Raw genomic sequence first — 26270 nt, 5'->3', positions numbered from 1 at the left:
ACTGAAGTGGTGGACATGAAAGATTTCTGGCAGACTTGCATCCAGCGTTTGGAGCAGGACCTACCTCCGCAGCAAATAAGTGCCTGGATACGCCCATTGGTTCCCCTTGCGTTCGACGAGGCGCAGGCGGTGCTGCGGGTTTCCGCGCCTAATCGTTTCAAGCTGGATTGGGTGCGCAAGAATTTTTCGCACCAGATCGAAACGCTCGCGACTGAATGGTACGAACGCCCGGTGCAAGTTGCTTTCGAGTTGGCGGGTTCTGTGGCCTCGACACCTGCTGCGCGCAGCGGCCCGGCGGCGCGCCTGGGCGCGGGGCCCGACGCGTCCTCCTCCCCGCCTGCCGCGGCGGCGCCGGCTGCGCCCGCGCCGGCCAGTTCCACCGCCAACGCCGCGGCGGCCGAACTCGCGCACGACCGTTCGCGCCTGAACACCGATCTCACCTTCGACAACTTCGTCACCGGCAAGGCCAACCAGCTGGCGCGCGCCGCGGCCCTGCAAGTGGCCGAGAATCCCGGGGTATCCTACAACCCGCTGTTTTTGTACGGCGGCGTGGGCCTGGGCAAGACCCACCTGATCCACGCCATAGGCAATGCCCTGCTGGCCAACGGCAAGGGCACGCGCGTGCGCTATGTGCACGCCGACCAATACGTGTCCGATGTGGTCAAGGCGTATCAGCGCAAGGCCTTCGACGAATTCAAGCGCTACTACCATTCGCTCGATCTGTTGCTGATAGACGACATACAATTTTTCGCGGGCAAGAACCGCACCCAGGAAGAATTCTTCTACGCCTTCGAGGCCATGGTCGCGCAGCGCAAGCAAATCATCATCACGTCCGATACCTATCCCAAGGAATTGGCCAATATCGACAGCCGGCTCATATCCCGTTTCGATTCCGGCCTGACCGTCGCCATCGAGCCGCCCGAGCTCGAAATGCGCGTGGCCATTCTGTTGCGCAAGGCCGAAACCGAAGGCGTGACCATGCCCGAAGAAGTCGCTTTCTTCATCGCCAAGCATTTGCGCAGCAATGTGCGCGAACTGGAAGGCGCGCTGCGCAAAGTGTCCGCCTACGCGCGCTTCCATGGCCGCGAAGTCCTTACGGTCGATGTCTGCAAAGACGCCCTCAAGGATCTGCTGTCGGTCTCGAACGGCCAGATAACGGTCGAGAACATACAAAAGACGGTGGCCGACTTCTACAAGATCAAAGTGGCCGATATGTATTCCAAGCGCCGTCCCGCCAATATCGCCATGCCGCGGCAGGTGGCCATGTATCTTGCCAAAGAGCTTACCCAAAAGAGTCTGCCCGAGATTGGCGATTTATTCGGCGGGCGCGACCACACTACCGTGCTTCACGCGGTGCGAAAAATCGCCGACGCGAGGTCTAAGCAGACCGAGCTCAACCATGCTCTTCACGTACTAGAACAAACCTTAAAAGGATAACCATGCAACTCGTACAAGCGACTCGTGATGCATTGCTCAAACCGTTATCGACGGTAGCCGGAATTGTCGAACGAAGGAACACACTGCCTATCCTGGCAAACATTCTTCTACGCAAAGAAGGCAAGAGCGTCGCATTCATTGCCACTGACCTCGAGGTTCAAATCACCACGCATGCCGAGTTCGGTATCGGTGACGAAAACGAGTCGACTACGGTTGCAGCGCGCAAGCTGCTGGACATCCTGCGCGCTCTGCCCGATACCGGCGACGTCAAGCTGGGCCTGGCCAGCGCCAAGCTGTCGGTGCAAAGCGGCAAAAGCCGTTTCGCCCTGCAAACCATGGGCGCCAGCGAATATCCCACTTTGGCGCAGCCCGAGCAATGGGACATTTCTTTCTCGCTGCCGCAGAAAACCCTCAAGCATCTGTTCAACATGGTGCACTTCGCCATGGCGCAGCAGGACATCCGCTACTACCTGAATGGCCTGTTGTTCGTCTTCGAGCCCGGCTTCGTGCGCGCCGTGGCCACCGACGGCCATCGCCTGGCGCATAGCGGCACCGTGGTGGAAGGCATCTCCGCCAAGCATGACGTCATCGTGCCGCGCAAGACGGTGCTGGAAATGCAGCGCCTGCTGGGCGATACCGACGAGCCCGTGGCCATCGATGTGGCCACCGGCCAGATCCGCTTCCGCTTCGGCGATGTCGAACTCGTGTCCAAGCTGGTCGAGGGCAAGTTCCCCGACTTCACCCGTGTGATCCCCAACAATTACACGCGCCATTTTTCGATCAACCGCGAGATCCTGCAGGGCAGCCTGCAGCGCGCGGCTATCCTTACCACCGACAAATTGAAAGGCGTGCGCCTGCAGCTGTCGAACAACCAATTGAAGATTTCCTCCACCAACGCCGAGCAGGAAGAGGCGCAGGAAGAGCTCGATATCGACTACAGCCACGAACCGCTGGATGTGGGCTTCAACGTCAGCTATCTGCTGGACGTCCTGGCCAACGTCAAAACCGAAACCATTCAATGGTCGGTCCAGCCCGACGTCAATGCATCGGCGCTGATCACGTCACCCGACGACGATCAGTTCAAGTATGTCGTCATGCCCATGCGTATTTGAATTCCCTGGATTTGCGTCGCAGGAAGTGTTCCGGGCGAGCCGGCCCGGGGCATTTCAACAGCCGCAAGGCTTATATAAGGTTTTTATAAACTATGTCAGATCAAACCACGAATGCCGCCGTTGCCGGATACGGCGCCGACTCGATCAAAATGCTCAAGGGCCTGGAAGCAGTTCGCAAGCGCCCCGGCATGTATATTGGCGATACCTCCGACGGAACCGGGCTTCATCACATGGTTTTCGAGGTCGTCGATAACGCCATCGATGAAGCGCTGGCGGGCCATTGCGACGACATCGTCGTTACCATCCACGCCGACAACAGCATTTCGGTCAGCGACAACGGCCGCGGCATTCCCACCGACATCCACAAGGACGACGAATTCCACCGCAGCGCGGCCGAGATCGTCATGACCGAGCTGCATGCGGGCGGCAAATTCGACCATAATTCCTACAAGGTCTCGGGCGGCCTGCATGGCGTGGGCGTGTCCTGCGTCAATGCGCTGTCCGAATGGCTGCGCTTGAGCATTGCGCGCAACGGCGAACTGTTCGAAATGGAATTCCACCGCGGGGCGCGGGTCGAGCCGCTCAAGCTTACCGGCCCGACCGAGCTTCGGGGCACGCGGGTGCAGTTCCTGGCCGATTCGGAAATCTTCGAGAACATCGAATACCACTACGAGATTCTCGCCAAGCGCCTGCGCGAGCTGTCCTTCCTGAACAACGGCGTGAAGATACGCCTGATCGACGAACGCAATGGCAAAGAAGAGAATTTCGCGTTCCTGGGCGGCGTCAGGGGTTTTGTCGAGTACATCAACCGCAGCAAGACCGTGCTGCATGCCAATGTGTTCTCGGTAAGCACCGAGTCCACCATAGGCGAAACGACCGTGGGCGTCGACGTCGCCATGCAATGGAACGACAGCTACACGGAAACCGTCCTGTGCTTCACCAACAACATTCCCCAGCGCGATGGCGGCTCCCATCTGACGGGTCTGCGCGCAGCCATGACGCGGGTGCTGAACAAGTACATCGCGGACAACGAAATGGCCAAGAAGGCCAAGGTCGACACCACGGGTGACGACATGCGCGAAGGCCTGGCATGCGTGCTGTCGGTGAAGGTCCCCGAGCCCAAGTTCAGCAGCCAGACCAAGGACAAGCTGGTATCCAGCGAAGTGCGCCCCGCCGTGGAAGAGGCCGTGGCGCGCACGCTGGAAAGCTGGCTGCTGGAAAACCCGGCCGACGCCAAGGCCTTGTGCAACAAGATCATCGACGCGGCCCGGGCGCGCGATGCGGCCCGCAAGGCCCGCGAGATGACGCGCCGCAAAAGCGTGCTGGAAGGCGCCGGCCTGCCGGGCAAGCTGGCCGACTGCCAGGAAAAAGACCCCGCGCTGTGCGAAATCTACATCGTGGAGGGCGACTCCGCGGGCGGCTCGGCCAAGCAAGGGCGCGACCGCAAGTTCCAGGCCATTCTGCCTCTGCGCGGCAAAGTGCTCAACGTGGAAAAAGCCCGCTTCGACCGCCTGATCACCAGCGAGCAGATCACCACGCTGATCACCGCCCTGGGCACCAGCATCGGGCCCGATTTCAACATCGACAAGCTGCGCTACCACCGCATCATCATCATGACCGACGCCGACGTCGATGGCGCGCACATACGCACCCTGCTGCTGACCCTGCTGTACCGGCAGATGCCCGAGCTGGTCGACCGCGGCCACATCTATATCGCCCAGCCGCCGCTCTACAAGGTCAAGGTCGGCCGCGAAGAGCGCTACCTGAAGGACGACGCGGAAGAAGCGCAGTTCATGCTGCAGGTCGCCTTGAAAGACGCGGTGCTGATCCCCAGGGATGGCGCCACGCCCATTACCGGCGACGCGCTGGCCGAACTCGCGCGCCAATACATCATGGCCGATGGCGTCATCAACCGCCTGACGCGCCACATCGACATGCCGTCCTTGTCGGCCATGGCCGAAGGCGTGGAAATCAACCTGGACGATGCCGAACAGGCCGCGGCTTCCGCCCAGCGCCTGCAGCAAGCCATCGATGATCCATCCGTTCCCAATGGCGTCAAGGTTACCGTCGATGAGAACGAAGAAGGCGATTCCTGGCGCCTTATCGTGCATCGCATGCACCACGGCAATGTGCGCGTCAGCGTGTTCGATCGCACCTTCGTGCGCGGGGCCGATTACGCCACCTTGTCCAAGGCCGCCAAGACTTTCCTGGGGCTGATGGGCGTCGGCGCATTGGTGGCGCGCGGCGAAGGCGACAAGCGCCGCGAAAAGTATATTTCGGATTTCCGCGAAGCCATGCAGTGGCTGCGCGGCGAAGCCGACCGCAGCATCAGCAAGCAGCGCTACAAGGGCCTGGGCGAAATGAACCCCAGCCAGCTGTGGGAAACCACCATGGACCCCAAGGTGCGCCGCTTGCTGCGCGTGCAGGTCGAAGACGCCATCGCGGCCGATGAAGTCTTCACCACGCTGATGGGCGACAACGTCGAGCCGCGCCGGGCGTTCATCGAGGAGCATGCGCTGCAGGCTGCGAACATCGACGTTTGATGTTGCAGGATCCCATGGGAGCTTGAGTTTTTCCCATGTGATTTAGATGTTACGGAAGGGGCTGCCGCGAGGTGGCCTCTTTTTCTTGGCCGAGTGGATTGCCTCGACAAGTCCGCCGGCACGGCATCGTTGCCCGGGCTCATCTATCGCCGGATATCATTTGGTTTGTTGTTGTTGTTGTTGTTGTTGTTGTTGTTGTTGTTGCGACATTTTTGGACTGTCCACTGTCGCGTGGCCACGCCGATTTTCTGGCGTTAACGTCACCGGGGCCGCCAAGCGCTATTGAATGTAGATGGTGCTATAGCCTGACCTGAATAGTCAGATTTAGGGGCGCTCATGCATAGCTGGCAAATACAGGAAGCAAAGGCGCGGATGTCCGAAATCATCAAGCGTGCGCAGGAGCAGCCGCAAGACATTACTCTGCACGGCAAGTCTGTTGCTGTGGTTATTTCGCGCGCGGAATTCGATCGCCTCTCTCGGGCGGAAGGCTCTCTTGTGGATTTCATGCGTCGTTCGCCGCTGTACGATGTCGACGACATGGAGCTAGAGCGGGATAAGAGTCTCACTCGCGAGGTCGCGCTTTGAGCTATCTCGTCGACACCAATGTACTCTCGGAGCTGCGGCGCAAAATGCCGGACCCGGGCGTGCTTCAGCGGTTCGAAGATAGGCCTGCCTCAACGCTCTTTTTGAGCGTCTGGACGCTAGGCGAGATCCGCAAAGGGGCCGAAGCCATTTCGCAGGTGGATCGACGCCAGGTGCTGGTGGATTGGCTGGAGACTGAGCTCACCGCCTTTTTTACAGGACGCATCCTGGCTGTGGATGTCGCAGTGGCCGATCGATGGAGCCGCTTGGTGGCTGGGGCGGGCCGGCCATTGCCTGCAATACACAGCATGCTGGCGGCAACCGCTCTCGAACACGACCTGATCCTCGTCGCCCGCAATACCAAAGACTTCGAGAGCCTGGGCGTTTCGCCCATCAACCCCTGGAATACCGGCTTGGGCTGATTGGAAGCCTCCCGCGATATGCCAGGCGCGCCAGGTCGTTTCACCAATCCAGTTCCCTGGCGTTGCGCTTTTTCAGACTATTTTTCAGACTAGTGTTTTGTGCTGCGGTAAATTCAGTCCTTGCCATTAATGAATAAATGCTCAAAAATCAGCGAATCATTTTTATCAATTATTAGAATCGACAACGTCAAAGAAGGACCGCCAATGAGGAACATTTCCATCCTGCCGGCAGCCCTTGCCTTCGTTCTCGCGGGCTGCGCCTCGGTCCCATCGGGGGCCGGGCCGGCGCCAGCGCGCACGGAAGTCTGCAAGGCAAGCAATGAGCAGGAAATTTCAGCCTTGTTTGACCGGTGGAATCGCTCGCTGCAAACCGGCGACCCGCACAAAGTCGTCGCCAATTACGCCGAGCGCTCCATCCTTCTTCCCACGGTGTCGAACCAGCCCCGGCTGACCGCGGCCGAGAAGGAGGACTATTTCCACCACTTCCTGGAAGGCAGGCCGACAGGCAGGATAGACTCAAGAACAATAGAGATCGGCTGCAACACGGCGGTCGACTCCGGGCTCTATACATTCACTTTCGGCACTACCGGCGCTCAAGTCAAGGCGCGCTACACATACACCTACAAATGGGCCGGGACGCAGTGGCTGATCACAAGCCACCATTCTTCCGCAATGCCAGAGAAGAACTGAGGCGCCGAACGGCGCGCAGCGGCGACCTTTATGCGATGACGCCGATGAATCCCATGCGGGATGGCGCGTCGACAAAGAGGTCTTGAACGCTCGCACACGTCCGGACTACGAAACTGGCCGCCTCAGGGCTTCAGGACTTGATACGGCAGCCATGTCGCAATCGATGGCACCAGAATCACCAGCAGCAAGGCAAACAGCAGTACGCCCAGGAAAGGCCAGACTGCTCGCACTCCCTCCGAGAAAGGGATCTTTGCAATGCTGGAGGTAATGAACAAGAGGAGCGCGACGGGCGGGGTCAAGCCTCCGATCTGGGTGATCATCACCATGATGATGCCAAGCTGAAGCTGGTCAATATGAAAGGCCGTGCCGACATAGACGATGGTCGGCACCATGACGACCACGACGGCCAGGCCGTCGAGCATCATGGTAAGAAACAGCATGATCGCCGTGAGCAGAAGCAGCATGAGCAGGCGGCTTTCGGTAATGCCTTTCAGCGCGCCCAATACTTCGTCGTTGAAATTCAGGTAGCTGAGCAGCCAGCCCAGCACGCCGGCCATGGCCAGTACTCCCGCCACCATCGCGGTCGTTATCGCCGCATCCACGAGCACCCCGGGCAAGTCGCGCCATCGCAAGATGCGATACCAGATCATGCTGACCGCCAGGCTGTAGACGCAGGCGACGACGCCGGCCTCCGTGGCGGTAAAGACGCCGCCGAGAATCCCGCCCATGATGACCACGGGCGCAAGCAAGGCGGGCCATACCTTTATGGTGGCGTTGAGGATCTGCCTGAGGCTGGCCCGCGGCAGGGTATGCCGCAACTCGGGGTAGGCGGGCAGATAGGACATGCCGTAAATAAGCGCCATGAGCAGGACAGCGATCATGAGGCCCGGAAAAACGCCGGCCACGAACAGGCCGCCGATGGATACCCCGGTGATCGAACCGTAGATTATCATCGTCATGCTGGGCGGAATGATGGGGCCTATGGTCGAGGCCGCCGCAACGACCGCGGCGGCATAGCCCGGCCGGTATCCGTTTTCTTTCATCGGCGGAATGACTACCGAACCGACGGCGGCGGCCTCGGCTGAAGACGAACCCGATATATTGGCCATGGCCGTGCATGACAGCACAGCCGTGTGCCCGAGGCTGCCGCGGATATGGCCGACAATGGTTTGGGAAAACTGGATCAGGCCGGCGCTCAGGCCGCCGCGGGTCATGATGGCGCCCGCCAGAATGAAGTAGGGCAAGGCCAGCAGGCTGAACGAATCCAGCATGGCGAACGCTTTCTGCGGCATCAGCGCCGGGACCAGGCCGGGAATGACCATGACGCCCGTCAGGCTGACCGACGCAATTGCCAGCAGGATAGGCACGCCGAGAAAAACCAGCGCCAGCATCCCGGCGAAAATGATGATCAGAGTCATGAAGGCTCTCCGGATTTAATCCTGGACATCCAGCGCGCCACGACGCTCAGGACAAGATACGCGCCGCCCACCAGCATGCCGCAGTAAACCCATGACATGCTTATGCCCAGGCCGGGACTTTGCTGATACTGAGTCACCTGCATGATGCGCCAGGTCAGCAACACCAGGGCGATACCCAGCAGCACCCATAAAACGTCCGAGAACAATTCCAGGAAGCGCTGCAGCGGCGCCGGGAACAGCCCGACCAGCGAATCTACGCGAAGATGCGCCATCCGGTTGTAAGCCAGTGGAATGGCAATGAACACCAGCCAGATGAATGTGTATTTCTGAAGCTCTTCGCTCCAGCTCAGCGAGACGTTGAAGAAAAACCGGTTGAAAACCTGTAGCGACCCAACCAGGACCATGGCGGCAAAAAGCATCGTCACCAGGATCTGCGCAAGCCCATTGATATAACGCATGGGGCGTCCTTTACATATGAAGTAGGGTCAGAGATCCCGGATTTGCTTCAGCAGGTCTTGCGCGCCGCGATCGGCGGCGAATTTATCCTGCGATGCGACCGCCCGTTCACGGAACACCGATGTATCGATTTCGGTGATGTCCATTCCTTTGGCCCGCAGGAAATCAAAAGCCTCCTTTTCGCGCAGGGGGGCCAGCGAACGGTTGACATCGCTGGCGAGTCGGCCCGCTTCCAGCACGACGGCCTTTTCTTTATCGCTGAGCTTGTTCCACTCGCTCATGGAGCAGGCCAGCACCACGGGGCCGAGGAAGTGGCGCGTCAGCGCAATATGCTTGGCGACTTCATAGAATTTTTGCGTGACCACAATGGCCGAGCCATGCTCGAAGCCGTCGAGCACGCCGGTCTGCATGGAGGTATAGACTTCGCCGAACGACATTGGCGTGGCGTTCGCACCCATGGCGTTAAGGGCGTCGATATAGACCGGGCTTTGTATCGTCCGGATCTTCAAGCCCTTGAGGTCCTCCGGCGTCTTTATCGACTTGTTGGCGGTGACGACGTTGCGCGCGCCCCAGTTGGTCATCCACGCGACTGTCTTGAAGCCGACTTTTTCGAGATCGGCGGCCAGTTCCTGGCCGACCTTGCCGTCAAGGGCGGCGCTCATGTGATCGTAATCGCGCCACAAGAAGGGCAAATCGATAACGCCCACTCGTTTCGAGAAGTTGTTGAGGATGGCCGTGCCGGTAACGGCGCAGGAAGCGCCCGCGCCCAGCTGCATGGCCTCGTACACGGCGCGTTCTTCGCCCAACGCATTATTTGGATAGATGCGCACGGTAAGCGTGTCGGAATTCTCTTTGACGTAATTGCTGAATACCCAGGCGGCCATATGCAGTTCGGATGACATCACCCCTTGCGCCGAATGGGAAACCTTGATTTCACGTTTGGTTTGCGCTTGTACCGGGAGGGCCGTGGAAAAAACCGCGGCCGACATGAGCGCGGCCAGTAGCGTTTTTCTGTTCAGATGGATTTTCATGATAGTTGTCCCAGGTTATTGTTTATCGTTTTAGTAAATCGATTTATTCGTACCGTAGCATGGTTTTTTTGGCGGAACAATCTCTAATATATTAGTATTTACCCTGGCGTTCATTGTTGTGCCATGCAGTACGTGATACCGTTAAAATAACGGTATAGTAAATCGGTATACTAAAAACGGCGTATGCATGACAACGGCTAAACAAGGGTTTTTTCGATGACGACTATTCAAGATGTCGCAAGATTGGCCGGTGTTTCAGTAAGCTCGGTTTCGAACGTGCTGAACGGACGATCCGACCGAATGCGCCAAGACACGTTCGCCCGCATAGAAGGGGCCATACGCAAACTCGACTACCGGCCGAGCCAGGCGGCGCGCCAATTGAAAACGGGGCGCACCCCCATCCTGGGCCTGCTCGTCCCCACCGCCGCCAACCCCTCTTTCGGCCAGCTCGCGGTGGCCATGGAAAACTTCGCTCAAGAGCGCTATGGCTACCGGGTGCTGTTATGCAATACCTATCGCGACAAGCAGCTCGAATCGCGCATGCTGGATGACTTGATCGACTTCGGGGTGGGCGCCGTGGTCGTCGTGTCGTCGTTGAGCGACGAGCGCCATATTGAAGCGGCAATCGAACGCGGCCTGGCTGTCGTGAGCTTCGACCTCGGCGTCGAGCCGGATGCGCAAATCCGCAATGACCATGTGCTGGCCGACAATCGGCTGGCGGGCCGCCTGGCCGCCATGCATCTGATCGAACACGGCCACAAGCGCCTGGCCTTCCTCGTGCCGCGCGGGCAGACCATGAGCCGCCGCCACAAGGTGGAAGGGTTTCTGGCTGCCGCGGAGGAAGCCGGCTCCGGGGTATCGGCCGAAATAATAGAAAGCGACACCCTATCGAAATTCGGCGACACCGAACTATGCTCGCTGGGCTTTGAATCGGCGGAAAAAATCCTGCAAATGAAGCGCCGGCCCACCGGTGTCGCAACGGTCAACGACATGACCGCTATCGGCCTGATGGCGGGCATACGGCGCCATGGCCTGTCCGTGCCGGAGGATATTTCCGTCGTCGGGATGGACGACCTGGTCATGTCCGCATATGTCTGGCCGCCGCTTACCTCGGTCTCCATGCCTGTCACCGAGATGGCGCAGAAAATGGTCGATCGCGCCATTCAGCACATCAACACTCCGGGCCTGCGGCCCGAGCAGATCACTTTTGCGCCCCATCTGGTGAGCCGGCAGTCGGTCGGCGCTCCACCCGGCGCGCGCAAGCCGGCTCAACGCAATCACGCAAAACAAAGCTAATGGCCTCGATATTCCTTACGCATAGCCAACAATCCTGCGCGAATTATTATGGCGCAAGGGCGCTCGAGCGGCTCGAGGCGCTGGGGGACGTCATCCGCAACGAAAGCGCCGCGGAGTTGAGTGAACAGGAACTGATCGCGGCCGCCCGCGATTGCGACATCATCGTCAGCTTCCGCGTGCCCGCCATCACGGCGGCTGTCTTCGAGCAATTGCCCAGGCTCGCCGCGGTTTGCCGGGTGGCGGTCGACGTGCGCAATATCGATATTGACGCGGCGAGCCGCCACGGCGTTCTGGTCACCCGGGCGTCCGCCGGATTCGGCGCCTCGGTGGCCGAGTGGGTGATCGGCGCCATGATAGACCTGAGCCGCAACATCAGCGTCACCGCCGCCGCCTACTGGGCCGGAAGGCCCGCGCCGGTGCGCATGGGCGGGGAGCTGCGGGGCTCGACCCTGGGCGTCATCGGCTATGGGACCATCGGGCAGTACCTGTGCCGGCTGGGCCGGGCTTTCGGCATGACGATACAGGTCTGCGATCCCTATGCGGAAATACATGAAGGCGGCATTGTGCAAGTGTCGTTCGAAGACCTGCTCGCGACTTCCGATCATGTTGTCTGCCTGGCTCCGGCCACCCCGGAAACGGCAAAGCTGATAAACGGGCGGGCGTTAAAGAAAATGAAGCCTTCGGCGTTCTTTATCAACGCCTCGCGCGGCGAACTGGTCGATGAGGACGACTTATTGCGGGCGCTGGATGAAGAAACCATAGCCGGCTGCGCCCTCGATGTCGGCAGCGACGGCGATCAAAAGCCATCGCCCATGGTGGCCCGCCACCACCGGGTCATCGCCAGCCCCCATATCGCGGGGCTGACCCCGCAAGCCGTCGAGCATCAAGCGATGGATTCCGTCGCCCAGGTGCAGGCGATCCTGACGGGGCAAATGCCCGCCGGCGCCATTAATGCCCAGCATGCGCGGCGACTGGCTCTGCTATGGGCCGAAACCCGCAAGGCCGGGTCCCCCGCATCGAGGGCGCCATGACTCATGTGCTTCATTCCATGCCGGCCGATGCATGCGACTGCCACATCCATGTCTACGACCTCGAACGCTATCCGATTACGCAGGCTACGCCGGTTTCTCCGCCGTCGGCGCCATGGAGCAGCCACTTGCGGCAACGGCGGGCGCTGGGCATGGCGCGCAGCATCATCGTGCAGGCCATGGGCTACGGCTTCGACAATCGATGCGCGATGGAGGCCCTGGCCGCATCCGAAGGCTCGGCCAGGGCCGTCATTGCAATGCGCCCCGGCACCTCCGAGCGGGAACTTGCGCGGCTGGATGCCGCCGGCGTCGCCGGTGTGCGTTTCATGATGGTGCCCGGCAGCGGCAATATCATGACCTGGGACATGCTGGCCGCCATCGCCGGACGCATCGCTGGCTCGGGCTGGCATATCAACCTGCAGCTCGATGGGCGGGACCTGCCCGAATATGAATCTTTGTTGCTGGCGCAACCTTGCCCGATTGTCATCGACCATGTGGGCAAGTTCCTGGAGCCCGTGCCCGCGTCCCACCCCGGGTTCGAAAGCCTGTGCCGCCTGCTTGACACAGGGCGGTTCTGGGTCAAGCTTTCGGCGGTGTACGAAACATCGAAGGTCGGCGCGCCGCATTATGAGGATGTCGGCGCCTTGGCCACGGCTCTGGCTCATTCCTATCCCGAGCGGTGCCTGTGGGCCAGCAACTGGCCGCATCCGGGCCAGATGACGCGGCCGGACGACGCCGGCCTGCTCCATCTGCTGGATCGCTGGGCGCCCTCCACCGCGGTGCGGAACCGGATCCTGAGCGCCAATCCCGCCGCGCTTTACCGTTACCCTTAGGCGGCGCTGGAGCACCGCCCTCTGGCCATAGCAATTTACCGATTACCGGCCTATACTCGGCAAAAGTGCTGAATACCCGCAAGGTGATACTCGCGGTCCCTGATGTGGTGAATTTCCATCTTTCATTCCTTCTGGAGAGCCCCATGGTCAACATGAGCCGGCGTCAATTCTTCAAGGTGACAGGTGCAACGCTGGCGAGTTCCAGCCTGGCTTTGCTGGGAGCCTCGCCCGCTCCAGCCATGGCCGAAGTCAGGCAGTTCAAGCTGGCGCGCATGACTGAAACCCGCAATACCTGTCCTTACTGTTCCGTGGCCTGTGGCGTCCTGATGTACGGTCTGGGGGACGGCGCCAAGAACGCCAAAACCAGCATTGTGCATATCGAGGGCGATTCCGACCACCCCGTCAATCGCGGCACCTTGTGCCCCAAGGGGGCGGCGCTGATCGACTTCATCCACAGCCCCAGCCGCCTGAAATTCCCCGAGTACCGGGCGCCCGGCTCGGACAAATGGCAGCGAATTTCGTGGGACGATGCGCTGGGCCGCATCGCCAGGCTCATGAAGGATGACCGCGATGCCAATTTCGTGGAAAAGACGCCGGACGGCAAGGTGGTCAACCGCTGGCTGACGACCAGCATGCTGGCGGCGTCGGCAAGCAGCAATGAAGTCGGCTATGTGACCCATAAAGTCATCCGCAGCCTGGGGATTCTTGGTTTCGATAACCAGGCGCGTGTCTGACACGGCCCGACGGTGGCAGGTCTTGCCCCGACGTTCGGCCGTGGAGCGATGACGAACCATTGGGTCGACATCAAGAACGCGGACATCATACTGATCATGGGCGGCAACGCCGCCGAGGCCCACCCTTGCGGGTTCAAATGGGTAACGGAAGCCAAGGCGCACAACAAGGCCAAGCTTATCGTCGTGGACCCGCGCTTTACGCGTTCGGCTTCCGTGGCGGACTTCTATGCGCCCATACGCACGGGAACGGACATCATCTTCCTGGGCGGCGTGATCAGGTATCTGCTCGACAAGGACAAGATTCAGCACGAGTACGTGCGCAACTACACTGATTTTCCGTTCATCGTCCGCGAGGACTTCACCTTCGACTCCGGCCTGTATTCGGGCTACGACACGCCCAGCCGCAGCTACGACAAGGCATCGTGGGACTACGAGCGCGGCGACGACGGCTATGCCAGGATAGACCCCACGCTGCAGCATCCGCGCACGGTGTATCAGTTGCTCAAGAAGCATTATTCGCGCTATACGCCTGAAATGGTCGAGCGCGTCTGCGGCACGCCCCAGGCCGCGTTCCTGAAAGTGTGCGAGCTCCTGGCCTCGACATCGACCCCGGACCGCGCCGGAACCATTATGTATGCGCTAGGCTGGACGCAGCACTCGATTGGCTCGCAGATCATCCGCACCGGCGCCATGGTCCAGCTGCTGCTGGGCAATATCGGCGTCTCCGGCGGCGGCATGAACGCGCTGCGCGGGCATTCCAACATCCAGGGCCTGACCGATCTCGGCCTGATGTCCGATCTGTTGCCGGGCTACCTGACCCTGCCCCGCGAAGGGGAGCAGGATTTCAATCAGTACATTGAGTCCCGCGTCCAGAAGCCGCTGCGCCCGAATCAGCTCAGCTACTGGCAGAACTACAAGAAATTCCACGTCAGCCTGATGAAGGCGTGGTGGGGGGACGCGGCGCAGGCCGACAACAACTGGGCCTACGACTACCTGCCCAAGCTGGACAAGCTCTACGATATGCTGCAGGTATTCGAGCTGATGAGCCAGGGCAAGATGAATGGCTACATTGCCCAGGGCTTCAACCCCCTGGCGGCCGCGCCTTACAAAAGCAAGCTGCTCGACGGGTTCTCCAAGCTCAAGTTCCTGGTCATCATGGACCCGCTGGTTACCGAAACATCCGAGTTCTGGCGCAATGTCGGCGAGCACAACGACGTGGACGCCGCCCAGATCCAGACGGAAGTCTTCCGCCTGCCCACCTCGTGTTTCGCGGAAGAGGACGGCGCCCTGGTCAATTCGGGCCGCTGGCTGCAATGGCACTGGAAGGGGGCGGAGCCGCCGGGAGAAGCCAAGACCGACATCGAAATCATGGCGCTGCTGTTCACGCGCCTGCGCGCGCTGTACCGGGCGGAGGGCGGCAAGTTTGCCGACCCCGTCCTGAAGCTCTGGTGGCCGTACGCCAACCCCGAGAACCCGACGCCCGAAGAACTGGCCAAGGAATATTCCGGGCGCGCCCTGGCCGACCTGGCCGACCCCAAGGATGCGTCCAAGGTGACGCGCAAGGCGGGCGAGCAATTGGCGGGCTTTGCGGAACTGCGCGACGACGGCTCCACCATCAGCGGCTGCTGGATCTACGCCGGCGCGTGGTCGACGCAGGGCAATCTGATGGCGCGCCGCGACAACAGCGACCCCACCGGGGTGGGCCAGACCTTGAACTGGGCCTGGTCGTGGCCGGCGAATCGGCGGGTGCTGTACAACCGCGCATCCTGTGGCCTGGATGGCAAGCCGTTCAACCCGCGCCGCAGCCTGGTGTCCTGGAACGGCAAGGCGTGGGTCGGGGCCGATGTTCCGGATTACAAGCTGGACGAGAATCCGGCCGGCGGCATGGGGCCGTTCATCATGAATCCGGAGGGCGTGGCCCGTTTCTTCGCGCGCAAGAGCATGGCGGAAGGGCCATTCCCCGAGCACTACGAGCCATTCGAGACGCCGCTCGGATACAACCCCTTGCATCCCAAGGAATCGCGCGCCACCAGCAATCCCGCGGCCCGGGTGTTCGCAGGCGATCTGGCGGCCATGGGCAAGGCGGCCGATTTCCCGCATGTGGCCACGACTTACCGGCTGACCGAGCACTTCCATTATTGGACCAAGCATGTATTGCTCAATTCCATTCTGCAGCCCGAACAGTTCGTCGAAATCGGCGAAGACCTCGCCCGGGACCTGGGCATCGCCAATGGCTCCATGGTGAAGGTGTCGTCCAACCGCGGCTACATCAAGGCGGTGGCGCTGGTGACCAAGCGCCTGAAGGCGCTCGCCATCGAGGGCAAGCCCGTGCACCAGGTGGGCATTCCCATCCATTGGGGCTTTGTCGGCGTGGCCAAGCCGGGCTTCCTGACCAATACGCTGACGCCGTCCGTGGGCGATGGGAATACGCAGACACCGGAATTCAAATCCTTCCTGGTCCAGGTAGAAAAGGCATAGGAGCTAGCCATGGCACTGCAATCTCTGGATATCAAACGGCGCTCCGCCACCACGACTCCATCGCCCAGCGTGCGGGAGCCCTCGACCGGCGGCGTCGCGAAACTGATAGACACGACCATATGCATAGGCTGCAAGGCCTGCCAGGTGGCATGCATGGAATGGAACGACTTGCGCGACGAGGTCGGCGTCAATGTGGGGGTGTATGACAATCCGGCCGACCTGACGGAACACTCCTGGACGGTCATGCGGTTCGCCGAATATGAAAACCCGCAGGGCAATCTCGAATGGCTGATCCGCAAGGATGGCTGCATGCATTGCGAGGACCCGGGTTGCCTGAAGGCCTGTCCGGCGCCGGGCGCCATCGTCCAGTACACCAATGGCATCGTCGATTTTCACGAAGAAAACTGCATAGGCTGCGGCTATTGCATTACCGGCTGTCCCTTCGATGTGCCGCGCATTTCCAAGAAGGACCACAAGGTCTATAAATGCACGCTCTGTTCGGACCGGGTTGCGGTCGGGCTGGAGCCGGCCTGTGTCAAGACCTGTCCGACCGGCGCCATCGTCTTTGGCACCAAGGAGGACATGAAGCAGCATGCCGAGGACCGCATCGTGGACCTGAAATCGCGCGGGTTCGACCAGGCGGGCCTGTACGACCCGGCGGGGGTTGGCGGCACGCATGTCATGTATGTGCTGCATCATGCCGACCAGCCCGGGCTGTACAGCAATCTGCCCAAGGATCCCGTCATCAGCCCCATGGTTCATTTCTGGAAGGGCGTCGCCAAGCCGCTGGGGGTCGCGGCCATGGCCCTGGCCGCGCTGACGGGCTTCTTCCACTATATCCGTACCGGCCCCAATGAAACCACCGAGGAAGACGAGCGCCAGGCCGAGGAGGCTGATCATGAATAATTCATCGGATCGCAGGCTCATCCTGCGCTATACGGCGAGCCAGCGCATCAATCACTGGCTCATCGCCCTTACGTTCATACTATTGGCGCTGTCGGGGCTGGCCTTGTTCCACCCGGCTTTCTATTGGATGGCGCAGTTGTTCGGCGGCGGGACCTGGACGCGCATTCTGCATCCATTCGTGGGCGTGTTCATGGTCATTTGCTTTGCGGTGTTCGCGGCGCGCATGTGGCGCAACAATCTGCCGGCCAGGCAGGACGCGCAGTGGTTCAGGCAGATACGCGACGTCTTGAGCGGCCGCGATGAAAAACTGCCCGAAGTCGGCCGCTACAACGCCGGCCAGAAGGCGCTGTATTTCGCCATGATCCTGTGTCTCGCCGTTCTGCTGGTTAGCGGCGTGGTAATATGGCGCGCGTATTTCTCTTCCTATTTCTCCATCGGGACGATACGCCTGGCGTCCTTGCTGCATGCGCTCTTTGCATTTCTGATGATTTGCGCGATCATAGTGCACATCTATGCGGGAATCTGGGTCAAGGGTTCGGTGCGCGCCATGACGCGCGGCACGGTGACGCCAGGCTGGGCATGGAAGCATCATCGCGCCTGGTTCCGCCAGCTGCGCGGCAAGCGGGAGCCGATAGTCAAATAGTTTTTCCAGGAGAAGGCATTGCAGCGTATCCTTTCGCGCGGTGAGATCGAAACCTTGGACCACACCGCCATTCCGCGTTTCAGGATGCCTGAACGTGCCTCGGTATTCGCCGACAGGGCCGCCCGCTTGCGGCAGCTGGCTCAAGGCAGCGCCATTTCCGGCTATCTGTCGCTGATGGCGCAGCTGGCGGACGCGCAGCAGGTGGCGCTGGCGGGCTTTTCAGCGCCGCCGGCGCCCGAGGCGCGCATTTCGCTGGCGCAGTCCCACGGCCTGCCGCCCTTGCAGGCGGCAGGCTGGCAGCGCGACCCGTCCTGGCGCGGCGTCCTGCGCGGGCTGCTCGACCATATGGCCGCGGCCCCGGGCGCGCCGGCGCAGGCGGTCGAAGTCTGCGCCGCCTTGAAAGCGCGGCTGGAAGACCATCCCGCATCGCTGGAAACCATGGCGGACGCCTTGCTGGCCGGGCGCGATGACGAGGTCGACGGCGCCATGGCGCCCTTCGTCATGGCCGCCCTGCAGGTGTACTGGACGGATCTTTCCAGCCGTTTCGATGCCAGGCAATTGCCGGTGGTCGCCCCTTTCGGGGTGTGCCCGGTCTGTGGCAGCCTGCCGGTGGCCAGCGTCGTGCGCGTGGGCGGGCAGCAGGACGGCTGCCGCTACCTGTGCTGTCCGCTGTGCGCCACTGAATGGCATCTGGTGCGCGTGGTCTGTTCGCATTGCGAGCAGACCAAGGACATCGCCTACCATTCGATAGAAGGCGGTCCCGACGCCATCAAGGCGGAGTCTTGCGGCCACTGCCATGTCTATCGCAAGATCTTCTACCAGGAAAAGGACTTGTACGTGGAGCCGGTGGCCGATGACCTGGCCAGCCTCGCCCTGGATGTCCTGATGGGCGAGGAAGGCTATTCGCGGGCCAGCGGCAATCCCATGCTGTGGCAAGCTGCCGGGAACTGACTGATGGCGTCTTCCAGACAGCGGGGCGCGGCGCCGGCAACCGCGGCCGACATTCCGTCGCTGGACCGGGTGCTCAATGCGGCATCCTTTCAGCCTTTGCTGCGGGCCTATGGGCGCAGCCAGGTGACCGGCGCGTTGCGCGCGCATCTGGAGGGCCTGCGCGCGCAGGCGCTGGATGGCGCCCTGGCGCTCGAAGCCATAGGCTGCGACGTCCTGGCGCAGGCCCTGGAGGGGCAGATGGCCGCCGCGGCCAGGCCGCGCTTGCGTCCGGTCTATAACCTGACGGGCACGGTGCTGCACACCAACCTGGGCCGCGCCCTGCTGCCCGACGCGGCCGTGCAGGCCGTCGCGCAGGCGCTGACCTCCCCCGCCAACCTGGAATTCGACCTGCAGACCGGTGGCCGCGGCGATCGCGACGACCTTGTCGAGGGCCTGCTTTGCGAGCTCACGGGGGCCGAGGCGGCCACCGTGGTCAACAACAATGCGGCGGCCGTGCTGCTCATGCTCAACACGCTGGGCAATCGGCGCGAAGTGGTGGTGTCGCGCGGGGAACTGGTCGAGATCGGCGGCGCTTTCCGCATTCCGGACATCATGCAGCGCGCCGGAGCGCGCCTGGTCGAGGTGGGCACCACCAATCGCACGCACGCGGCCGACTACGAGAACGCGGTGGGCCCGCGCACCGCCATGCTGATGAAAGTGCATTGCAGCAATTATGCCGTGACGGGTTTTTCCAAAAGCGTGGAGATCGCCGACGTCGCGGCCATCGCCCGGCGCCATGGCCTGCCGGCGACGGTGGACCTGGGCAGCGGCACCTTGCTGGATCTGACGCGCTGGGGCCTGCCGCGGGAAGCGACCGTGCGGGATACGCTGCAGGGCGGCGCCGACGTGGTGACCTTCAGCGGCGACAAACTCCTGGGAGGCCCCCAGGCCGGCTTGCTGGTGGGGCGCGCCGATCTGATCCGGCAAATCAAGCGCAATCCGCTGAAGCGCGCGCTGCGCGTGGGCAAGCTGACGCTGGCGGCGCTGGAGCCGGTGCTGGCCTTGTACCGGGCCCCGGAATTCCTGGCGGACCGCCTGACCACCCTGCGCCTGCTGACCCGGGCGCAAGGCGCGATCCGATCGCAGGCGCTGCGTTTGCAGCCGGTGCTGCAGAGGGCGCTCGGGACAGCATGGCAGGTAAAAGATGCCCCCCTGTTCAGCCAGATCGGCAGCGGGGCCCTGCCCGTGGACCTCCTGCCCAGCCATGGCTTGGCCATGCGCTACGCCGGCAAGGGCCGGCCGGGGCGCCATCTGGCCGGCCTGGAGGCGCTCTTGCGCGGCTTGCCGCGCCCCGTCATCGGGCGTATCGCGGACGATACCCTGCTGCTGGACCTGCGCTGCCTGGAAGAGGGCGATGAGCCGGCATTCGCCGCCCAGCTGGCGGAGCCGCTCGCATGATCGTCGGCACCGCCGGCCATGTCGACCACGGCAAGACGACCCTGATCGGCGCCCTGACGGGTGTGGACACCGACAGGCTAAAGGAAGAAAAGGCGCGCGGCATTTCCATCGAGCTGGGCTATGCCTACACGCCCCTGGCGAACGGAGACATCCTGGGCTTCATCGATGTCCCGGGGCATGAGCGTCTTGTGCACACCATGGTGGCCGGCGCCAGCGGCATCGATTTCGGCCTGCTGATCGTCGCCGCCGATGACGGGGTGATGCCGCAAACGCGCGAGCACCTGGCCATTCTGGACTTGCTGGGCGTGCGCATGGGAGCGGTGGCTGTCACCAAGGCCGACCGGGCCGATGCGGCCAGGCTGCAGCAATTGCGGCACGATATCGCAGGGCTGGTGGGGGATTCCTTTTTGCGCGATGCGCCGGTATTCGCGGTGAATGCGGCCGCGGACGATGCGCCGGGGGTGGCGGCGCTGCGAACCTATCTGCATGATTGCGCGCAGGCCATGCCGGCGCGCCCGCCGGACGGCCTGTTCCGCCTGGCGGTGGACCGGGTGTTCACTTTGCAGGGCCATGGCACGGTGGTGACGGGGACCGTCCACGGGGGCCGGGTACGCGCCGATGACGATGCGGCCGGCCTGCGGCTCATGCCGGCGGGCAGGCCGGTGCGCGTGCGCAGCATTCATGCGCAGAACCGGCCCAGCGCCGCCGGCTGCGCGGGCCAGCGCTGCGCCCTGAACCTCGGCGGCGTGGACAAGGCGGCGGTGGCGCGCGGCGACTGGATCGCGGATGCGCGGTGTTTCGCGCCATCGCGCAATATCGATGCGCAACTGCGGCTTCTGGCTTCGGCCGACGCCCCGGTGCGCGCATGGTCGCCCCTGCATGTGCATCTGGGCGCCGCGCATTATCTGGCGCACGTGGTGCCGCTGGCGCCCGAGACCCTGGCGCCCGGACTATCGGGCAAGGTGCAGCTGGTATTCGATGAAGACATATGCGCCATGCCTGGCGACCGCTACATTGTCCGCAATGCCCAGGCCAGGTTGACGGTGGGCGGCGGCGTGGTGCTGGACCCGAATGCGCCGGATCGCAGGCGCCGCGCCCCGCGGCGCCTGGCCTGGCTGGATGCGGTTTTCGCCATGCTGGCCGGTTCGGGCGTCTCGACCCTGCTGGCGCAAGCGCCGCAAGGCCTGGACGAAGGCATGCTGATGCGTCTCATGGGCGTCGATACACGCGGGTTCGAGGCGCCGCCCGAGGCGCAGTGGATAGGCAGCCCTCATGCGCAGGCGCCTCGCACCCTGATTCTGCGCAGCGACTGGGCCGCGCTGGCCGACCGGGCCGAGCAGGCGCTGGAGGCGTTTCACCAGGCCGCGCCGGACGAGCCAGGCCTGGAATCGGCGCGCCTGCGGCGCAAGGCCGTTCCCGGAATGCCGGATGGGCTGTGGCAGGCTTTGCGCGACGATCTGCTTGAGCAGGGGCGCGTGTTGCGCAACGGCCCCTGGCTATATCGCCCCGGCCATACGACCATGCTGTCCGATGCCGACGAGCGGCTCGCCGCGCGCTTGCTGCCGCTGATAAACGACGGCGGGTTTGATCCGCCCTGGGCGCGCGACCTGGCGCGCACGCAGAACGAACCCGAAGACCTCACGCGGCAATTGTTGCGCAAACTCGTGCGCCGCGGCGAACTGTTCCAGATCGTGCGCGACCTTTTCTACCATCGCGAGCAGGTCGCGCGCATGGCGCGGCTGATCCACTCGAAAAGCCCGCAAGAGGGCGTCAGCGCCGCCGAGTTCCGGGATGCGACCAGCCTTGGCCGCAAGCGGGCCATCCAGATACTGGAATTTTTCGACCGTATCGGTTATACCCGACGTGTACGGGACCGGCACGTGCTGCGCGACGGAAACGCAATATTCACGGGTCCGCCGGGTTGATATGCCGGCAAGGTCTCCAATGGAAGGTATTCGTGCCCGGTGGCACGGCCGGGCTTCAAACCCGGTTGGGGGCGTCAGACGCTCCCAGGTAGGTTCGACTCCTGCTGCTTTCCGCCACATCATGCTCTTCGCGCAGTCCGGGCTTGTATATACTTTGTATCAGGCGCGCAGCAGGGCCAGCACGGGCTGCTCGATGGCCGGTTTGGTCCAGTCCAGGGCGCCCAGATGCCAATAGCGCAGCGCGCCCGCCTTGTCGACTAGATAATTGGCCGGCATGCCGGCCACGCTCCATGCTTGCACAGCGCTGCCGTTACGGTCGGACAGCACCGTGCCGTCCACGGACCAGCGCTGCAGGAAAGTATCGATCTTGCGGCGCGATTCGGCATTGTTGACGGCCAGCAGTTGCAAGCCTTCGCCGCGATGGCGATGCGCAAGCGCCGACATCGCCGGGATCTCTTCGCGGCAGGGCTCGCACCAGCTGGCCCAGAAATTCACGATCACCACCTGCCCATGGAATTCCCGCAGTGTGCGCACGCGCCCGGCAAGGTCGGGCAGGGCCAGCGCGGGCGTGGCGCCGCGCCAGTCCGCCCAGCCGGGCCCGGTGGCGGCTTTCAGCGACGCTGCGGCAGACGGCTGGCCGCCAGCCGGCCCGGCCCGGGCCGGCACGGCCGCCGCCAGGCCCGCCTGGAGCAGCAGGCGCCGGACGGAATTCATGCCGCCAGCTGGCGCGCCGTGAGGCGGTAGCGGAAAGAATCGGGGTCCAGGCTGTCCAGGCGGCCGTCGCTGGTTTCGCCATTGGGGTACATCAGGAAAGGCACGGGGCCGTGCTGCGCGCCCGGCAGCGCCACATCGTGCCCATGGTTGTAGGCCACCCAGTTCATTTCCCAGGCGCCGAACAGCATTACCCGCGCGGCGCGCACCTTGGGGTGGGTAATGGGCAGATCGCCGGGGCTTTCTTCCAGCATGACCTTGCGCACATCGGCCGGGTCCACCGGCACCCAGCCGTAGCCCGAGGCGTAGAACTCGGCGCGGCAGTGCTGCGCGCGCGTCACGTCGCCCGATTTGCCCAGGCTTTTGTAGCCCAATTGCGAGTCGGCCACGCGCAGGCCGTAGGCATCGCGCGCGGGGATGCCCGAGGCGCGCGCCAGCGCCACGAATAAGGAATTGATATCGGCGCATTTGCCGTTGAGGTCGTTGGCGGTGAGCATATAGCGCACGTCGCCGATGCCGCAGCCGCGCGTGGCGGCGGTCCTACAGGTGTTCACGACCACCCAGTCGTAGATGGCGCGGGCCTTGGCCAGGTCGCCTTGCTTGCCGCGGGTGATGAGGTCCGCGGTCTGCTTGACGATGCCGTCGGTAGGCAGCAGCGACGTGGGCTGAAGATAGCGCCGCAGCGATTCGCGGCTTTCTGTCTGGGCATCGGCGGAAGGCGGCCCCAGCAGGTCGACGCGCCGGTTGCGCGTCTGGAAGCGGCTGCTCACCGTGAGCGTGCGCGGCGATCGGGCGTCGGGCCATTGCGCGGCCAGCATCTGCACATCGTAGCCGGCGGCCTGCGTCAGCTGCGCGCTGCCATCGCCGCCCGTCTGCCAAGTGGTTTGCGCGGCGCGCTGGTAGGGCGTGTCCTGGGCATAGGGCACCGGCACCCAGATACGCGTATGGGCGCCCGGGTCGAGCACCTGGATTTCAGCGGTCAGTTCGAAGCTGCGCCAGCCGGAAGTGACTGGCGGTGCGGCCGCGCGGGCCGGCATGCCGGCAAAGCCCGAGGCGTACACGACCCCGGCGCTGGACGACAAACGGAGGAAGGTTCGGCGATCCATGGCAACTCCTACATACGGTAAAGCAGGTTGGAATGGCGGCCCAGAGCCAGGAGCCGCTGGTCTGGGCATCGTAGCACCAGACCGGTGCCGCCGCCATGCCTCTTTTTAGCGGTGCGCTATTCAAATTAACAAATAGATATATGTTCGTTTGAGTTGCGCCGCGGCGCTCATAGAATGATCGGCAGCTAATCATTTTGGAGTGAATATGAAACTGTATCGATTGCTCGCCGCCATTCTCGCCACGGCCACCGCATTGGCCGCGACGGCGGCTTGGGCTGACCGGCTCGACGACATCAAGAAAAGCGGCGTCCTGCGGGTTGCGGCCTTCGACGGCAATCCACCCTTCGGCTTTATCGATCCCGAAACGAAAAAGCAGACCGGGCACGATATCGACCTGGCCCGCGCCTACGCCAAACAACTGGGCGTGGAACTCAAGCTCATTCCGACGAATCCCGCCAACCGGATTCCGCTGTTGACCTCGGGGAAAGCCGACGTCGTGTTTGCCAGTTTCACGATCACCGACGAACGCGCCAAGGTCGTGGATTTCACCACTCCCTACTTCCTGGTCGGCCAGGTCTTCCTGGCCAAAAAGGGCGTCTTGTCCAGCCTCGACAAATTGAAGGGACTGCGCGTCGGCACTGAAAAAGGCACGACCATGGAAGCCAACCTGCGCAAGAACTATCCGGATGCCCGCGTGGTGCTCTACGATGATTCCCCGCTGGCCCTGGCCGCCCTGCGCAACGGCAATGTGCAAGCCATCACCAACGACGGCGTGAAACTGACGGCGCAGTGGAATACGCTGCCCGAGGCCGAGCGGGCCGACTACGAAATCCCGAATTTCACCGTTTCCAAGGAATACCTGGGGGCGGCCGTTCCCAAAGGCGAGAAAGCGCTCCTGGACTCCCTGAACTCCTGGTTGCTGGCCAGCGAAGCCGACGGCCTGGCGTTGAATACCTATAACAAATGGTTCGGGCCCGATTCGCGCGCTCCCCTGCCGCGCCTGCTGAAGATCGGCGATCCCGTCGTTCCCTGATAAATAAAACAGGTCCGGATTTTGCCCGCCCTCAGTGAAACGCTGCTGCAGCCCAAATACCTGGGCTGGCTGTTCGATGGCTGGATGATGACTCTTTGGGCGGCATTCCTGGTCGTCGCGCTCTCCACTGTCCTTGGCTTCCTGCTTGCGGCGATGCGCAGCAGCACGGCGGGTCCATGGAGGTCGGCAGGGTCGCTTTATGTCTCCATTTTCAGGAACATTCCCTTGCTGGTGCAATTGTTCTTCTGGTATTTCGGCGCGCCGCGCCTGCTGCCGGCCGAACTGCGCACATGGATATTCAACAATGCCGAAATCTCGATCGGCTGGCTCAGTATTCCATGGCCCAGCTTCGAATTTCTGTCGGCCATCACCGGCATGGTGTTCTATTCGACCGCTTATGTCGGCGAGGAAATCCGCGCCGGCATCCAGGGAGTGCCCAAAGGCCAGTACGCCGCGGCAGCCGCCCTGGGCTTTGCGCCCGCGGGGGCGATGCGCTGGGTGGTCCTGCCGCAGGCGCTGCGATTGGCGCTGCCGTCCCTGGTGGGACAATACATGAACATACTCAAGAATACTTCGCTGGCCATGGCGATAGGCATGACCGAGCTTTCTTACGCCGCCAGGCAGGTCGAGGCGGAAACATTCCGGACTTTCCAGGCTTTCGGCGTCGCCACGCTTTTGTATGTGCTATCCATTGCCGTATTGGAAGTGGCGGGCAAGCGGCTGCATAGGCGCTATATGCTTGCCTACGGGCAGCGCTAGGGGCGGCGGAATAATGGATTTCCACGTGGTGCTCGACAACCTGCCTTACCTGCTGTACGGCGCCTATCCTGACGGTCCCCTGGGCGGCGCAGCCTTGACCGCGCTGCTCAGCCTGGGCTCGGGCATCGCGTCGGCGGCGCTGGGGGTGGCGCTGGGCGTAGCCTTGGCCATGAGCCGGGGCCGCCTGCATGCGGCGCTGGCCATGGTCGTCGGCTTCTTCCGTTCGATCCCGGTGCTGATGCTGATCTTCTGGACTTATTTCCTGCTGCCCACGGCCCTGGGCATCGATGTCCCCGGGGTGCTTTCGGTCATGAGCGCCTTGTCGCTGATCGGAGGCGCCTATCTGGCGCATGGCGTCTACGCGGGCATCGCCGGCCTGGGCGCCGGCCAAATGGCCGCCGCCCTTTCCCTGGGATTGCGCCCCTGGCAGGCGCTGCGCCTGGTCGTCCTGCCGCAAGCCTTGCGCATCATGCTGCCGTCTTTTGTGAACCAGTGGGTCACCTTGATCAAGGACAGTTCACTGGCTTATATCGTCGGCGTCGCCGACCTGTCTTTCGTCGCGGCTCAAGTCAATGCCCGCGTCATCATTTACCCGGCGGAAATCTTTCTGTTCGTCGGCCTGATCTACTGGCTGCTGTGCATGTCGCTGCAAACCGCCGCGCAGTATTTCGCCAGGCGCGCCAGTGTCCACCTGGGCCGGCCGTCCACCCCACTTGCCATGGCTCCCGCCTGAGACCAA

At 62.6% G+C, this 26270-nt stretch carries 23 protein-coding genes and 1 tRNA gene; 19 read left to right on the top strand and 5 right to left on the bottom strand.

Annotated features, from left to right (window positions below):
* The first annotated feature begins 15 nt into the window (after window positions 1-15).
* The 6 genes from dnaA (at window position 16) to BUB23_RS10380 (ending at window position 6786) form a co-directional block, all read left to right on the top strand.
* Window positions 16-1437 carry a chromosomal replication initiator protein DnaA gene (gene dnaA, locus BUB23_RS10405; protein ID WP_073103027.1) on the top strand — a complete coding sequence of 474 codons (1422 nt, stop codon included), beginning with the start codon at window positions 16-18 and terminating at the stop codon, window positions 1435-1437.
* A gap of 2 nt (window positions 1438-1439) precedes the next feature.
* Complete coding sequence (gene dnaN, locus BUB23_RS10400) at window positions 1440-2549, top strand: DNA polymerase III subunit beta (RefSeq protein WP_073103026.1); 1110 nt, start codon at window positions 1440-1442, stop codon at window positions 2547-2549.
* A gap of 92 nt (window positions 2550-2641) precedes the next feature.
* Window positions 2642-5092 (top strand): DNA topoisomerase (ATP-hydrolyzing) subunit B, encoded by a 2451-nt coding sequence (gene gyrB, locus BUB23_RS10395; protein WP_073103025.1) that lies wholly within the window; start codon window positions 2642-2644, stop codon window positions 5090-5092.
* A gap of 336 nt (window positions 5093-5428) precedes the next feature.
* Window positions 5429-5677, top strand: a complete 249-nt coding sequence (locus tag BUB23_RS10390; protein WP_073103024.1) for a type II toxin-antitoxin system Phd/YefM family antitoxin — start codon at window positions 5429-5431, stop codon at window positions 5675-5677.
* Entirely contained in the window at window positions 5674-6096 is a 423-nt protein-coding gene (locus BUB23_RS10385; protein ID WP_073103023.1) for a type II toxin-antitoxin system VapC family toxin, read from the top strand. Before BUB23_RS10390 ends, BUB23_RS10385 begins: the two co-directional genes overlap by 4 nt.
* 204 nt (window positions 6097-6300) lie before the next feature.
* Window positions 6301-6786 carry an SgcJ/EcaC family oxidoreductase gene (locus BUB23_RS10380; protein WP_084135940.1) on the top strand — a complete coding sequence of 162 codons (486 nt, stop codon included), beginning with the start codon at window positions 6301-6303 and terminating at the stop codon, window positions 6784-6786.
* 122 nt (window positions 6787-6908) lie between these two features.
* Here BUB23_RS10380 and BUB23_RS10375 read toward each other — a convergent pair whose 3' ends face one another.
* The 3 genes from BUB23_RS10375 to BUB23_RS10365 are packed head-to-tail and all read right to left on the bottom strand — an operon-like array spanning window position 6909 to window position 9691.
* Window positions 6909-8204 (bottom strand): TRAP transporter large permease, encoded by a 1296-nt coding sequence (locus BUB23_RS10375; protein WP_073103022.1) that lies wholly within the window; start codon window positions 8202-8204, stop codon window positions 6909-6911.
* Window positions 8201-8662: a TRAP transporter small permease gene (locus tag BUB23_RS10370; protein ID WP_073103021.1), complete on the bottom strand. Its 462-nt coding sequence runs from the start codon at window positions 8660-8662 to the stop codon at window positions 8201-8203. The genes BUB23_RS10375 and BUB23_RS10370 overlap by 4 nt, the downstream gene beginning before the upstream one ends.
* Before the next feature lie 27 nt (window positions 8663-8689).
* Window positions 8690-9691: a TRAP transporter substrate-binding protein gene (locus BUB23_RS10365; RefSeq protein ID WP_073103020.1), complete on the bottom strand. Its 1002-nt coding sequence runs from the start codon at window positions 9689-9691 to the stop codon at window positions 8690-8692.
* A gap of 216 nt (window positions 9692-9907) precedes the next feature.
* On the opposite strand from BUB23_RS10365, the gene BUB23_RS10360 reads away from it, so the two are divergent.
* The 10 genes from BUB23_RS10360 (at window position 9908) to BUB23_RS10310 (ending at window position 22039) form a co-directional block, all read left to right on the top strand.
* The gene (locus tag BUB23_RS10360) at window positions 9908-10987 is read left to right on the top strand and encodes a LacI family DNA-binding transcriptional regulator (RefSeq protein WP_073103019.1); all 1080 of its coding nucleotides are present in this window, start codon (window positions 9908-9910) and stop codon (window positions 10985-10987) included.
* A complete protein-coding gene (locus BUB23_RS10355) occupies window positions 10987-12018 on the top strand; it encodes a hydroxyacid dehydrogenase (RefSeq protein WP_073103018.1) in 1032 nt (343 codons plus the stop codon). The genes BUB23_RS10360 and BUB23_RS10355 overlap by 1 nt, the downstream gene beginning before the upstream one ends.
* Window positions 12015-12848: an amidohydrolase family protein gene (locus BUB23_RS10350; protein WP_073103117.1), complete on the top strand. Its 834-nt coding sequence runs from the start codon at window positions 12015-12017 to the stop codon at window positions 12846-12848. The genes BUB23_RS10355 and BUB23_RS10350 overlap by 4 nt, the downstream gene beginning before the upstream one ends.
* A gap of 143 nt (window positions 12849-12991) precedes the next feature.
* Entirely contained in the window at window positions 12992-16060 is a 3069-nt protein-coding gene (gene fdnG / locus BUB23_RS10340; protein ID WP_143160940.1) for a formate dehydrogenase-N subunit alpha, read from the top strand.
* Window positions 16061-16069: 9 nt separating this feature from the next.
* Window positions 16070-16966, top strand: coding sequence for a formate dehydrogenase subunit beta (gene fdxH / locus BUB23_RS10335; RefSeq protein ID WP_073103016.1), 897 nt, complete (start codon window positions 16070-16072; stop codon window positions 16964-16966).
* Window positions 16959-17609, top strand: coding sequence for a formate dehydrogenase subunit gamma (locus BUB23_RS10330; protein WP_073103015.1), 651 nt, complete (start codon window positions 16959-16961; stop codon window positions 17607-17609). Before fdxH ends, BUB23_RS10330 begins: the two co-directional genes overlap by 8 nt.
* An 18-nt stretch (window positions 17610-17627) precedes the next feature.
* Window positions 17628-18560 (top strand): formate dehydrogenase accessory protein FdhE, encoded by a 933-nt coding sequence (gene fdhE, locus BUB23_RS10325; protein ID WP_073103014.1) that lies wholly within the window; start codon window positions 17628-17630, stop codon window positions 18558-18560.
* Window positions 18561-18563: 3 nt separating this feature from the next.
* Window positions 18564-19997 carry an L-seryl-tRNA(Sec) selenium transferase gene (gene selA / locus BUB23_RS10320; RefSeq protein ID WP_073103013.1) on the top strand — a complete coding sequence of 478 codons (1434 nt, stop codon included), beginning with the start codon at window positions 18564-18566 and terminating at the stop codon, window positions 19995-19997.
* Window positions 19994-21922 (top strand): selenocysteine-specific translation elongation factor, encoded by a 1929-nt coding sequence (gene selB / locus BUB23_RS10315; RefSeq protein WP_073103012.1) that lies wholly within the window; start codon window positions 19994-19996, stop codon window positions 21920-21922. Before selA ends, selB begins: the two co-directional genes overlap by 4 nt.
* A gap of 21 nt (window positions 21923-21943) precedes the next feature.
* Window positions 21944-22039 (top strand) — tRNA-Sec (locus BUB23_RS10310).
* 42 nt (window positions 22040-22081) lie between these two features.
* Here the strand turns inward: BUB23_RS10310 and BUB23_RS10305 are convergent.
* On the bottom strand, window positions 22082-22636 hold the full coding sequence (locus BUB23_RS10305; protein ID WP_073103011.1) for a TlpA disulfide reductase family protein: 555 nt from the start codon (window positions 22634-22636) through the stop codon (window positions 22082-22084).
* Entirely contained in the window at window positions 22633-23739 is a 1107-nt protein-coding gene (locus BUB23_RS10300; protein WP_073103010.1) for a transglutaminase-like domain-containing protein, read from the bottom strand. The genes BUB23_RS10305 and BUB23_RS10300 overlap by 4 nt, the downstream gene beginning before the upstream one ends.
* Before the next feature lie 205 nt (window positions 23740-23944).
* Here BUB23_RS10300 and BUB23_RS10295 point away from each other — a divergent pair, with 205 nt between their 5' ends.
* From BUB23_RS10295 to BUB23_RS10285, 3 genes are read left to right on the top strand one after another with little or no spacing between them, the layout of a single operon-like run.
* A complete protein-coding gene (locus tag BUB23_RS10295; protein WP_073103009.1) occupies window positions 23945-24772 on the top strand; it encodes a transporter substrate-binding domain-containing protein in 828 nt (275 codons plus the stop codon).
* A gap of 21 nt (window positions 24773-24793) precedes the next feature.
* Window positions 24794-25531: an amino acid ABC transporter permease gene (locus tag BUB23_RS10290; protein WP_218598928.1), complete on the top strand. Its 738-nt coding sequence runs from the start codon at window positions 24794-24796 to the stop codon at window positions 25529-25531.
* Window positions 25532-25544: 13 nt separating this feature from the next.
* The gene (locus BUB23_RS10285; RefSeq protein ID WP_073103007.1) at window positions 25545-26264 is read left to right on the top strand and encodes an amino acid ABC transporter permease; all 720 of its coding nucleotides are present in this window, start codon (window positions 25545-25547) and stop codon (window positions 26262-26264) included.
* Window positions 26265-26270 lie beyond the last annotated feature (6 nt).

Origin of the sequence: Pollutimonas bauzanensis (assembly GCF_900129885.1) — a bacterium.
Taxonomy (GTDB): Bacteria; Pseudomonadota; Gammaproteobacteria; order Burkholderiales; family Burkholderiaceae_B; genus Pollutimonas; species Pollutimonas bauzanensis.
Note: the sequence above shows the minus strand (reverse complement) of the source record. Positions and strands in the feature narration are given on the sequence as shown.